Annotated in this window: 1 protein-coding gene; it reads left to right on the top strand. The window is 57.0% G+C overall.

Features of this window, described 5'->3' with window-relative positions; all coding sequences use genetic code 11:
• Positions 1–58 precede the first annotated feature (58 nt).
• The coding region (locus GUI70_RS22680; RefSeq protein WP_161884523.1) for a helix-turn-helix domain-containing protein at positions 59–442 on the top strand (384 nt) is incomplete at its 3' end.

Genomic DNA, 442 nt, shown 5'->3' with positions numbered 1-442 from the left:
CCCAAAGCGGCTCTAGTAGTCCGTCAACTTAGGTTAGGAGGATGGAGTAGCGTGAGGCATGAAGTTGAAATACGTCGTGCAGTTAAACGATGAACAGCGGGCCATGTTGAAACAGCTGTTGAAGGCTGGTCGGGCACCAGCACGCAAGTTGACCCACGCCCGTATCGTGCTTGCGGTGGATAAAAATGGCTCGGCCCACTCTGATGTGAATGCGGCAGATTTCCTACACGTCAGTGCCAACACCGTATACCGCGTGCGACAACGGTTTGCAGAAGGAGGATTGGAGCACGCCTTGAACCATCTTCACCCACAGCACCTCAAGCCCCACACGCTGAACCCGGCGGCAGAAGCGCACCTGATCGCACTGGCGTGTACACACGAAGAGGGACAGGCACGCCTGTCCCTGCGCCTGCTGGCCGACAAGATGGTCGAACTCGGATAC

Origin of the sequence: Deinococcus alpinitundrae (genome assembly GCF_009982895.1) — a bacterium.
GTDB lineage: Bacteria > Deinococcota > Deinococci > Deinococcales > Deinococcaceae > Deinococcus > Deinococcus alpinitundrae.
This window is presented reverse-complemented; position numbering and strand designations above follow the sequence as displayed.